Source organism: Shewanella sp. 125m-7, assembly GCF_052977045.1.
Genome location: NZ_JBRILQ010000074.1, coordinates 1 through 10,731, shown reverse-complemented (window position 1 = coordinate 10,731; position 10,731 = coordinate 1). Strand labels below are relative to the sequence as shown.

9 protein-coding genes are annotated in these 10,731 nt (G+C 43.1%); 6 read left to right on the top strand and 3 right to left on the bottom strand.

What is annotated here, in order from left to right; genetic code table 11:
• Positions 1 to 160: 160 nt before the first annotated feature.
• The gene (gene pyk / locus ACVBIL_RS20200; RefSeq protein WP_447168731.1) at positions 161 to 1,597 is read right to left on the bottom strand and encodes a pyruvate kinase; all 1,437 of its coding nucleotides are present in this window, start codon (positions 1,595 to 1,597) and stop codon (positions 161 to 163) included.
• Between the two features lie 184 nt (positions 1,598 to 1,781).
• The gene (locus ACVBIL_RS20195; protein WP_447168730.1) at positions 1,782 to 2,636 is read right to left on the bottom strand and encodes a MurR/RpiR family transcriptional regulator; all 855 of its coding nucleotides are present in this window, start codon (positions 2,634 to 2,636) and stop codon (positions 1,782 to 1,784) included.
• A gap of 315 nt (positions 2,637 to 2,951) precedes the next feature.
• Between ACVBIL_RS20195 and zwf the strand changes: the two genes are divergently transcribed.
• From zwf to ACVBIL_RS20175, 4 genes are read left to right on the top strand one after another with little or no spacing between them, the layout of a single operon-like run.
• The gene (gene zwf / locus ACVBIL_RS20190) at positions 2,952 to 4,424 is read left to right on the top strand and encodes a glucose-6-phosphate dehydrogenase (RefSeq protein WP_447168732.1); all 1,473 of its coding nucleotides are present in this window, start codon (positions 2,952 to 2,954) and stop codon (positions 4,422 to 4,424) included.
• Between the two features lie 9 nt (positions 4,425 to 4,433).
• On the top strand, positions 4,434 to 5,138 hold the full coding sequence (gene pgl, locus ACVBIL_RS20185; RefSeq protein ID WP_447168729.1) for a 6-phosphogluconolactonase: 705 nt from the start codon (positions 4,434 to 4,436) through the stop codon (positions 5,136 to 5,138).
• 9 nt (positions 5,139 to 5,147) lie between these two features.
• A complete protein-coding gene (gene edd / locus ACVBIL_RS20180; protein WP_447168728.1) occupies positions 5,148 to 6,974 on the top strand; it encodes a phosphogluconate dehydratase in 1,827 nt (608 codons plus the stop codon).
• 21 nt (positions 6,975 to 6,995) lie between these two features.
• Positions 6,996 to 7,643, top strand: coding sequence for a bifunctional 4-hydroxy-2-oxoglutarate aldolase/2-dehydro-3-deoxy-phosphogluconate aldolase (locus ACVBIL_RS20175; protein ID WP_447168727.1), 648 nt, complete (start codon positions 6,996 to 6,998; stop codon positions 7,641 to 7,643).
• A gap of 79 nt (positions 7,644 to 7,722) precedes the next feature.
• On the opposite strand, the gene eco is transcribed toward ACVBIL_RS20175, so the two are convergent.
• The gene (gene eco, locus ACVBIL_RS20170) at positions 7,723 to 8,301 is read right to left on the bottom strand and encodes a serine protease inhibitor ecotin (RefSeq protein WP_447168726.1); all 579 of its coding nucleotides are present in this window, start codon (positions 8,299 to 8,301) and stop codon (positions 7,723 to 7,725) included.
• Between the two features lie 804 nt (positions 8,302 to 9,105).
• Here eco and dmeF point away from each other — a divergent pair.
• Positions 9,106 to 10,110: a CDF family Co(II)/Ni(II) efflux transporter DmeF gene (gene dmeF / locus ACVBIL_RS20165; RefSeq protein WP_447168725.1), complete on the top strand. Its 1,005-nt coding sequence runs from the start codon at positions 9,106 to 9,108 to the stop codon at positions 10,108 to 10,110.
• A 26-nt stretch (positions 10,111 to 10,136) separates the two neighbouring features.
• Complete coding sequence (locus ACVBIL_RS20160) at positions 10,137 to 10,556, top strand: MarR family winged helix-turn-helix transcriptional regulator (RefSeq protein ID WP_447168724.1); 420 nt, start codon at positions 10,137 to 10,139, stop codon at positions 10,554 to 10,556.
• The last annotated feature ends 175 nt before the right edge of the window (positions 10,557 to 10,731 follow it).

Below are 10,731 nucleotides of genomic sequence, written 5' to 3'. Positions count from 1 at the left end.
CTGCAATCAACGCCTTGCTTAAAGCGCATTAAATTCCCACTGAACCCTGCATCTTCAGGTGGCTTGGGTATATAACCATTTGGTTTAGCTGTTTAAGCGTGAAGCATAAAAAAGGTACGCAATTGCGTACCTTTTTTATTTGCTAAATCGTCACTTAGAGCTAAACGACAACAACCTTGCTAGTGTTAGTACCACCAACAGTTTCCATTGCATCGCCCTTAGTCATCATTGCCATATCACCTTTTACAAGGTAACCAGCTTGAGTAAGGGTTTCCAGTGCTTTTTGAGCAACAGCTTCAGGTGCATGAGTCGTTGAATCAAAATAAACTGGCTGAACACCGCGGTAAAGTGCCATTTTAGCCAAGGTCGACTCATGACGAGACATGGCAAAAATAGGTAATGCAGAGCTAATGCGTGACATCATCTGTGGTGTTGCACCTGACTCTGTTAACGCCACAATCGCTTTAATACCTTCAAGGTGGTTAGCGGCATACATAGTCGATAATGCAATCGTTTCTTCGATAGTCGTGAACTGCTGATCAAGTCTATGCTTAGAAACCTGCACGCTTGGATGTGATTCAGCGCCTAAACACACTTCAGCCATTGCTTTAACGGTTTCTTCAGGGAAGTCACCAGCCGCTGTTTCAGCACTAAGCATTACAGCATCAGTACCATCAAGTACTGCGTTCGCAACATCCATAACCTCAGCACGTGTTGGCATAGGGCTAGAGATCATTGACTCCATCATTTGAGTCGCAGTAATAACTGGCTTATTCAATTGACGTGAACGGCTGATTAGGCGTTTTTGAACTGCTACAAGAGCAGGGTCGCCAATTTCAACACCTAAGTCACCACGAGCAACCATAACGGCATCAGATGCCATGATCACATCATCCATAGCTTCGTCAGTCGCTACGGCTTCTGCACGCTCTACTTTAGAGACGATAAGCGCATTACTACCTGCTTTACGCGCTAAATCTCGAGCGTAATTTAGGTCAGCACCACTTCTTGGGAATGACACCGCAAGGTAGTCAACACCAATCTCTGCCGCTGTAATGATGTCTTGCTTGTCTTTTTCAGTTAATGCAGCAGCCGATAGACCGCCACCTTGCTTGTTGATGCCTTTATTATTAGATAAAGGACCCGCGACAGTAACGCTGGTATGAACCTTGTTACCTTCAACTTTTTCAACACGTAACTGAACGCGGCCATCATCGAGCATTAAGATATCACCAAGACTTACGTCTTTTGGTAACTCTTTATAATCGATACCGACTTGCGTCTCGTCACCTTCGCCTTTACCAAGATCACCATCAAGGGTGTAGGCTTGACCAAGCTCTAACATTACCTTTTTGTTGTCTTTGAAAGTTGAGATACGAATTTTAGGACCTTGAAGATCGCCTAACACAGCGACATGAACGCCAAGCTCTTTTGCAATCGCTCGTGTATCATTTGCGCGTTTTTTATGATCTTCTGGTGCTCCGTGAGAGAAGTTTAAGCGAACAACGTTAGCGCCGGCAGCAATAATGCGGCGTAAGTTGTCATCACGGTCGGTGGCTGGACCCAAAGTTGTTACAATTTTGGTTCTGCGGAACATGACATACTCCGTTAAGTTTTAAAAAATTCTGATTCTATATTATCAGACAATACCCGTTAATGTAGTAAAATTACGAACAAAATGATCTAACTCAAGTTTTTAATTTTGTGACCTATTCCACCAATAATTTAAAACTGGGCAATTCAACTTAGGTTAAATTGCCGCAAATTATGTAGAAAGTCAGTTACAGAACTGGATCTTTGTCTATTCTTGATTCTTTTAACACTTCCTTTACTCGCTTCAAATTTTCACGGAAGCGAGGACCACGTCTAAGGGTAAATCCGGTAGCGAGCACATCTATTATAACTAATTGTGCCAAACGTGATGCCATAGGTAAGTACATATCTGTATCTTCTGGTACTTCCATTGTCACAGGTAGTGTACACACCGTTGATAGCGGGGAGTGACGTGCAGTAATGCCGATAACCGCTGCGCCATTTTCTCGAGCGAGCTTTGCAATGTCGATAAGCGATTTTGTACGGCCAGTATGCGAGATAAGCACAACCACATCGCCTTCATTGCTGTTAATACAGCTCATACGTTGCATTAGAACATCATCGAAACAGATGACAGGAACATTAAAGCGGAAGAATTTATTTTGTGCATCGTGAGCAACAGAAGCCGAGGCTCCCAGACCAAAGAAAGAGATGGTTTTAGCTTGGGTCAAAATATCGACGGCTTTATTAATGGCTGCAGTGTCTATGCTTTGTCTAGCGGTATCGAGCGATGCCATAGAAGATTCAAATATCTTAGTGGTATAGGAATCAGGGCTGTCGTCCTCTTCTACATGACGGCTAACATAAGGCGTACCGTTAGCGAGGCTTTGTGCGAGATGCAGCTTAAAGTCTGGAAAGCCTTTAGTATCAAGGCGACGGCAGAAGCGGTTAACCGTTGGTTCACTCACATCAGCCATTTTTGCCAAGGTGGCAATACTTGAATGAATTGCGGTTTGTGGTGAAGACAAAATAACTTCTGCCACTTTACGTTCAGATTTACTAAAATGGGCAAGGCTTTTTTGCACCTTTTCGAGGGTATTCATATGCGTACGTCCACTCACTAGTAATGTAGTTTTATTATATTTTGTTGAAACTTTTAGCTTGTCGTATTCATAGCGTTATTTCCGGAGCGTTAACGCCAACATTAATTTATAATAACAGCAGGTATAAATACGATAAATTTTAGTAATTTTATCACAAAAGCATATCAGATTATGGCTTAACATACCTAATAAGCTAACTTGAAGTTTATTATAAAATTTAGATGCAATTACTTATTTCTGTTGTTATATTACAACAAACGTGTGAAATCTCATCAAAAATGATGAGGCACAGTGTCAAAAGGAGATTTTGAAGCTATGGGCATAACGACACCAAAAGCCAAAGCTTGTGATTTTGTTCTATTTGGTACCAAGGGAGATCTTGCTAAGCGTAAGTTACTGCCTTCTTTATATCAGCTCGATAAAGCAAACTTACTGAATGTTGATACAAAAGTTCTCGGCGTAGCAAAAGATGACTTTAGCCAAGAAGAATATCGCGACTTGGTGGTCACAGCATTAAAGACATTTGTTAAAGATGAGCTGTGTGAAGAGACCATGAATCGCTTCTTGGACCGTTGTCACTATATTGGGACAAACTTTACGGTTTCTGATGGGTATCAGGCTTTCCACGATATTTTAGAGCCTGAAAAGCGTGTGATGGTGAGTTACTTCGCAACGCCGCCCGCTATCTTCGGTGACATCTGTCGCTGTCTCCACGAACAAAACCTTATATACCCTGACTCCCGTGTCGTTCTCGAAAAGCCTATCGGCTCAGATCTCGAAAGCTCCCGCATTATCAACGACCAAGTTTCAGCTTATTTCGAAGAAACTCAAGTTTACCGTATTGACCATTATCTAGGTAAAGAAACAGTTCAAAACCTGCTTGCGCTGCGTTTTGCCAACTCGTTATTTGCCTCTAAGTGGGATAACCGTACGATTGACCATGTGCAGCTCACTGTTGCTGAAGAAGTGGGTATCGAAGGCCGTTGGGGTTATTTCGATAAAGCGGGTCAGATGCGCGATATGATCCAAAACCATCTATTACAAGTGTTAACACTGGTAGCAATGGATCCTCCCGTTAATCTAGATGCTGACAATATTCGTGATGAGAAAGTAAAAGTACTTAAGTCACTGCGTCCGATTAACGCCGACAATATTTATGAAAACACCGTTCGTGGTCAATACAGCTCGGGCTTCTTAAAAGGCGCACCGGTTCCTGGTTACCTCGAAGAAGAGGGCGCGAATGTTCAGTCAAAAGCTGAAACGTTTGTTGCGCTACGTGTCGATATCGATAACTGGCGCTGGGCTGGCGTGCCATTCTATTTACGTAGTGGTAAGCGTATGCCGTTTAAGAGCTCTGAAATTGTGGTGTACTTTAAAAACCCGCCACACAATCTATACAGCTCTAACTACCGTAATCTGCCACCTAATAAATTAACCATTAGATTACAGCCTCACGAAGGGGTTGAAATTCAAATGTTGAATAAGGTGCCGGGACTTGGTGAAAAGCAACGTCTGCAAACGACAAAACTGGATTTAAGTTTCTCTGAAACCTTTAAGAATGAACGTATTGCTGATGCTTATGAGCGTTTATTACTCGAAGCTATGTTAGGCAATCAGGCATTGTTTGTTCGCCGTGATGAAGTCGAGCAGGCTTGGAGCTGGGTTGACGGCATTATTCAAGCGTGGGAAGAGACTGACGAAAAACCAAAACCTTATCCTGCCGGTACGTGGGGCCCAGTTGCATCAGTCGCGCTGATCACTAAAGACGGTCGTTCTTGGGACGAGTAGGGGAAAACAATGATTAAAGAAACAGTTTTTAAATCATTTGATAATAAAGAAGCACTCGAAGCACAACTGGCGGAGCGTATTGCCAATCAACTGCAAGACGCCGTTGATGCTCGTGGTAAAGCGAGCCTTGTAGTTTCTGGTGGCTCTACACCACTTAAGTTATTTGAGCTACTTAGTAAGAAAGGTATTGATTGGAGCGACGTTTACATCACGTTAGCGGATGAACGTTGGGTTAATGCCGAACATGGTGATTCAAACGAGCGCCTAGTTCGTAATAATTTGCTAAAAAATCGCGCTGCAAATGCCAAGTTTCGTGGACTGAAGAACATGTACGCTTCGCCAGAAGAGGGATGCGTAATGGCGAGTGAACAACTGGGTAGTTTTCCAACCCCGTTTGATGTTGTCGTTTTGGGCATGGGAAATGACGGCCATACTTGCTCTTGGTTTCCATGTGCAGAAGCTGCAGAGCTTGAACACGCATTAACGACAACCGACTTATGTGTTGCTGTTAAACCTGGCAGCGCACCGCATTCAAGAATTTCGTTGTCTAAATCTGCGATTTTAGCGAGTCGTCAAATCTATTTACATATTGTTGGTGAGCAAAAACTGGATGTTTACCGACAAGCACTAGCAAGCGATGACAGTCGTGAGATGCCAATTCGAGCTGTGCTCGGCCAGCATAAAACGCCTGTTGATGTTTACTGGAGCGCTTAAGGAGTAATTATGCACAGCGTTGTACAATCTGTTACTGACAGAATTATTGAACGAAGCAAAGATTCTCGCGCTAAATACCTAGCGGCGCTCGATGATGCTAAAAATAAAGGTGTTCATCGCAGTGCATTAAGCTGCGGTAACCTAGCGCATGGTTTTGCTGCTTGCAATCCAAGCGATAAAACCGCTATCAAGCAATTAAACAAAGCCAATATTGGTATTATTACCTCTTTCAACGACATGTTATCGGCGCATCAGCCTTATGGCGAATACCCTGACTTGTTGAAGCAAGCGTGTAATGAAGTGGGCAGTGTTGCTCAGGTTGCTGGTGGCGTTCCCGCTATGTGCGATGGTGTGACACAGGGTCAACCGGGTATGGAGCTGAGCCTATTAAGCCGTGAAGTCATTGCAATGGGCACTGCGGTAGGTTTGTCGCACAATATGTTCGATGGTGCTTTATTACTGGGTATTTGCGATAAAATTGTCCCAGGTTTATTGATTGGCGCATTGAGCTTTGGTCACTTACCTATGTTGTTTGTGCCTGCCGGCCCAATGAAATCAGGCATTCCAAATAAAGAAAAAGCCCGCATTCGCCAACAATACGCCCAAGGTAAAATCGACAGAGCAGGGCTTTTAGATGCTGAATCAAAGTCATACCATAGTGCAGGTACTTGTACTTTCTACGGCACGGCTAACAGTAATCAGCTAATGCTTGAAGTGATGGGGCTTCAGTTACCCGGTTCATCTTTTGTCAATCCAGATGATCCTCTGCGTGAAGTCTTAAGTAAAACTGCGGCAAAACAAGTTTGTCGCTTAACTGAAATGGGCACCCAATATACCCCAATTGGTAAAGTGGTATCTGAAAAATCAGTCGTTAACGGTATTGTGGCACTCTTAGCAACGGGTGGTTCAACCAACCTAACAATGCATATCGTAGCTGCTGCGCGTGCTGCCGGCATTATCGTTAACTGGGATGATTTCTCAGAGCTTTCAGATGCGGTTCCTCTACTTGCCCGTGTTTACCCCAATGGACATGCAGACATTAACCACTTCCACGCAGCGGGCGGCATGGCATTCTTGATTAAAGAACTGCTTGATGGCGGTTTATTACATGAAGATGTTGATACCGTGGCGGGATTTGGTCTTAAGCGTTACACCCAAGAGCCGCAAATGCGTGATGGCGAGCTAACATGGGTTGATGGTCAACAAACAAGTTTAGATGCTGAAGTACTAACAAGCCTTGATAAGCCTTTCCAAAGTAATGGTGGCCTTAAACTACTAAAAGGTAACCTTGGCCGCGCTGTGATTAAGGTATCTGCAGTGGCTGAGCAGCACCGCATTGTAGAAGCTCCGGCGGTTGTTATTGACGATCAAAACAAGCTTGAAGCGATTTTCAAAGCCGGCGACCTTGATAAAGATTGTGTGGTTGTGGTTAAAGGCCAAGGCCCTAAGGCTATTGGTATGCCAGAGCTTCATAAGCTCACGCCTATCCTTGGCACGCTTCAAGACAAAGGCTTCAAGGTGGCATTATTAACTGACGGACGTATGTCGGGTGCATCAGGTAAAGTGCCAGCGGCGATTCACTTAACACCAGAAGCATTGGATGGTGGTTTGATTGCCAAAATCCACAATGGCGACCTGGTGAGAGTGAATGCAACAACCGGAGAGCTGACACTGCTGGTTGATGAGGCAGAGCTCAATGCCAGAACGGCTGAGAAGGTTGATCTTCACAAAACAAGTTACGGTATGGGTCGTGAGTTATTCGGTGCACTTCGCGCGAGTCTAAGCAGTCCAGAAACCGGTGCTCGTAGCACTAGTGCAATTGATGAAAACTATTAGAGTTTAAGGAAGAGTAACGCAATGCTTGAGAATAACTGGTCAATACAACCACAAGATATTTTTAAACGCAGCCCTATTGTTCCAGTAATGGTGATCAATAAGATTGAACATGCTGTGCCGTTAGCCAAAGCGTTAGTTGCTGGTGGTATTTCAGTACTTGAAGTCACGCTACGTACAGACTGTGCGTTAGCTGCGATCACTAAAATCGCCAAGGAAGTACCTGAGGCGTTAGTCGGTGCGGGGACTATTCTAAATAAGCAGCAGCTGGAGCAAGCGGTTAATGCTGGCGCCCAGTTTGTTATTACCCCAGGCGCGACTACTGAGCTTTTGGAAGCTGCAATGGCGGGAACAACCCCGTTGATCCCTGGTGTTGCTAGTATCTCTGAAGTGATGAAGGGAATGGCGCTGGGTTATACAAACTTTAAGTTTTTCCCAGCAGAAGCGTCAGGTGGCGTGAATGCACTGAAAGCGTTTTCGGGTCCACTTGCTAATATTCGTTTTTGTCCAACCGGTGGCATTACGCCAAGTAGCTATAAAGACTATTTAGCACTTAAAAATGTCGATTGTATCGGTGGCAGCTGGATTGCCCCAACGGATGCGATGGAGCAAGGCGACTGGGAGCGGATCACCGCTTTATGTAAAGAAGCCATTGGTGCATTAAAAGCGTAATGGGTTCTGAAATATTAAAAAAGCTACCCAATTGGTAGCTTTTTTGTTTTCAGCGTTGGAATAAGCCTTAAAACAGAAATTACTTGGTATTACCTGAGTAGTTAAACTGAGACTCGACCTTCCACACACGGTAACGTACCTGGCTATTTTCTGGTAAATAAAATACTTTCGGTAAACGGCTATCGTATTTCAGCATTAAGTCAGCGTTTATCTTCAAGAACTTTTCGGTTTTTGCTTGCTCAAAACAAGCCATCATAGTGCTTGGACCTTCAGAAATACTCTCTACTTGATAGTAGTTATATCCCCAGCCTTTCACTGTGTGTTGTTGTAATTCGCCAACTAAACCGTGTTGATTACAATCGACCATTTGGGTTTTGCCAATTTCAATTTCAACCATGTAGTCAGCTTCATTATCTAGCTTAGGTAGCGTTAGAATATGCTGTACTTGGCCGGCATCAGGCTTGGGGTACATTTTTGTTTCGCTGGTGTTTGTGTAATCACTGGCGCTATACATCTGTGAACTAATCATATTTTGATTGACTCCTGACGGGTGGGCAGGGCTGGTTGCACTGGCATTAAATGAAAAAGTAGCAAAAACTAAAGATGAGGCTAAAAGAGTACGGCCAAAGCGTTGGTTTAAGGTAGTGAGTAAGGTCATACATTCTCCAAAAGAATAGGTGTTGTGTGTCTAATACATCTATAAACGGGCTGGTTTATAAAAAGGGTTAAAAAAATAATATTTTTATTAAATGACAATCAAACCATTCTCAACGGTGTGAACAAAACTTGAATTCAACCCCATAGCGGGATGGAATATTACTTTCAAAGCCAGCTTGAAACGAGATGGGTAAATGGATTACAAATGTGTTGATAATTTATCGGCCATAGCTTTTGTTGTTAATCGAGTAAGTTCCATAAAGGCGAGGCTTGAGGGAAGGGTCTGAAGCTGATCACATACTGGCTTTTTTATTGAATTTTGGGATCTAAAGGCGTAAGTTTAGTTTGAGTCTCAAAATAGTTGATTGTCAAAGTAGTTATTAATCAAACTAATCGTCAGTAAAATAATGGGCAATTAAAGTAATAGGCAGACAAAATGCGTGAAGGTCTAAATACTTCGAAGACTTATAGTCCGTAGTTAGTAGTTAGTAGTTAGTAGTTAGTAGTTAGTAGTTAGTAGTTAGTAGTCCGTAGTTAGTAGGTCATGTGTATGGCCTTAAGACTATTATGTGCTGATGAGGTACAGCAGCTGTCAGTCTAAACGGGTGCGTAAGCATAATGAGTGTGCATGATGTCTATTTATAATGTCGATTTATAATGTCTGTGCATGAGGACTTATCATGATAGCTATGCATGTTTATACATAATTGAAACCGGTAGGGCAGCAAAATATACATTTAAACAAAAGTACAAGCTCAGCGAACAAGCTTGAGGGCATCAACAAAGCAAAAGGTAGAGGGTTGTTATGGGAAACGTTAAGCAGGCTGTCATTAATTGTCCTCATAAGCAGGGTTTTTCTAGCCATAACAGTGCAGGGGAGCGCAATACTGCCTATGTCTTAGTGCTAACGATAGTGACAATGTTAGCTGAGATTATTGCCGGCACCCTATACGGCTCTATGGCCTTGCTTGCTGATGGTTGGCATATGGGGACGCATGCTGCAGCGTTCATGATCACCTTATTTGCTTATCGATATGCCCGTAAACATGCTAATTCAGCAGAGTTTTCATACGGGACAGGTAAGGTGAGCGTACTGGGCGGCTACACCAGTGCAATAGCGCTAGGTCTCGTGGCGCTTGTTATGCTGGTTGAGTCCGGTGTGCGACTATTTAACCCCCATGAAATATTTTTTAACCAAGCTATTTTAGTTGCAGTGATCGGACTAATAGTGAATATCGTCAGTGCGTTTTTATTAAAAGACCATCACGGTCATGCTCACAGTCATCACCACCATGACACCAGCGAGTATGAGAATAGCGATGACGCAGGGGGGCAGCATGAACACACTCATGAAAAAAGTGAAGTGAAGCATAACCAAAGCCATGACCATAATTTACGAGCAGCATATTTTCATGTACTTGCAGATGCGTTAACGTCACTACTTGCGATTGTTGCCTTGTTAATGGGTAAGTTCTTTGGATTGAATTGGCTCGACCCATTAATGGGGATTGTTGGCGCCATCATCATTAGCCGTTGGGCATGGGGGTTATTAAAGCAAACAGGTCCCATTTTGTTGGACGCGAGTATTGAACAGACGTATATCGAACGGATAAAACACACCCTTGAGCAAGAGCAGGCTCAGGTTGTCGATTTGCATATTTGGAAAATCAGCGCCGACCATTATGCAGCGAGTATGGTCATACATTGTGACAGCAATAACAACGTCAGTTATTTTAGGCAAAAGCTGTCAGATTTCGAGCGTTTATCCCATATCACTATTGAAGTTAATCCGCTGACTCAGGCACAATAATTGCCTAATGATTAGGAACTAATTATATGAATAACCAAGATGATAATTTAAATCATGCCATGATCGAATTTTACGAGAAGTTATCATCATGGGAAATGGCTGTAGTCAAAGATAAAGGCTTTAGTTTACCTCAAGTTCACACGGTTGAAATTTTGGGCTTAAAGGGTCCAATGCGAATGAAAGAGCTCGCACAAAAGATTGGTATTACCACTGGGACATTAACTGTTCAAATCGATAAAATGGTTGATGCTGGCCTAGTTATTCGAGTCCCATATGCAAATGACAGACGCTCAATATTAGTTGAGCTGACTGAAAGTGGACGCGAAATGTTCGAAGAGCACGATAAACTTCACATACAGCTTACTCAAGACTTAACGGCTAAGTTTGATGCTACCGAGCGCGCTCAGTTATTAGATTTTTTAGAAAGAATTAATCGAGAATTCTAGCCAATAACCTTAGCTGTATTAGTGGCTATACAAATATGACTCGCGAGCGGGTCATAATCAATTACACCTTCGCGCGTTACCACATGCTAATTATCTTTTACTATACCCAAACGACTTGAACATGCTCATTTCAGAGGCCTTGCGCGAGTTCAATTCTAGGCGTATTAGCGTAGGA

Coding starts and splice junctions, on each gene's coding strand:
- dmeF (WP_447168725.1), top strand. CDS start 9,106: ATGGGAAACGTTAAGCAGGCTGTCATTAATTGTCCTCATAAGCAGGGT.
- eco (WP_447168726.1), bottom strand. CDS start 8,301: ATGACCTTACTCACTACCTTAAACCAACGCTTTGGCCGTACTCTTTTA.
- zwf (WP_447168732.1), top strand. CDS start 2,952: ATGGGCATAACGACACCAAAAGCCAAAGCTTGTGATTTTGTTCTATTT.
- ACVBIL_RS20160 (WP_447168724.1), top strand. CDS start 10,137: ATGAATAACCAAGATGATAATTTAAATCATGCCATGATCGAATTTTAC.
- pgl (WP_447168729.1), top strand. CDS start 4,434: ATGATTAAAGAAACAGTTTTTAAATCATTTGATAATAAAGAAGCACTC.
- ACVBIL_RS20195 (WP_447168730.1), bottom strand. CDS start 2,636: ATGAATACCCTCGAAAAGGTGCAAAAAAGCCTTGCCCATTTTAGTAAA.
- pyk (WP_447168731.1), bottom strand. CDS start 1,597: ATGTTCCGCAGAACCAAAATTGTAACAACTTTGGGTCCAGCCACCGAC.
- ACVBIL_RS20175 (WP_447168727.1), top strand. CDS start 6,996: ATGCTTGAGAATAACTGGTCAATACAACCACAAGATATTTTTAAACGC.
- edd (WP_447168728.1), top strand. CDS start 5,148: ATGCACAGCGTTGTACAATCTGTTACTGACAGAATTATTGAACGAAGC.